This window comes from Cupriavidus sp. SIMBA_020, from assembly GCF_046535395.1.
In the GTDB taxonomy this organism is placed as follows: domain Bacteria; phylum Pseudomonadota; class Gammaproteobacteria; order Burkholderiales; family Burkholderiaceae; genus Cupriavidus; species Cupriavidus campinensis.
In genome coordinates this window covers 1-322 of sequence record NZ_JAWRWU010000256.1, presented here as the reverse complement: position 1 = coordinate 322, position 322 = coordinate 1, and the positions used below count along the sequence as shown (strand labels likewise).

Here is a 322-nt window from a genome sequence, read left to right as displayed (position 1 = left end):
CACCACGACGGCATGCAGTACGGCAGCGTGGCCTTCTGCAATCTGTTCATCAGCGAAGACAAGGGGCTGGATCTGATCTACCCCGGCACCGGCCAGCGTATTGCACTGCGGCGCGGCACCGCCGTGCTGTTCGACACCTGCCAGCCTCATGGCGTGGTGCCGCGGGGTTCCAGCATGTTCGACGAGGCCGACTTCCCGGCGAGCCGCGACTTGTCGCAGGTTTTCCTGACGTGGGAGTTGCCCATCGAGGATCCCGGCGTGGCCGGCGCGCTGGGCATCGCTTTCGATATCGATTCCGCGGGCGCCGCGCGGCTGGACGATG

At 66.5% G+C, this 322-nt stretch carries 1 pseudogene; it reads left to right on the top strand.

Features of this window, described 5'->3' with window-relative positions:
• Positions 1-322: pseudogene (locus SB751_RS29085) on the top strand (hypothetical protein); the annotation flags it as partial.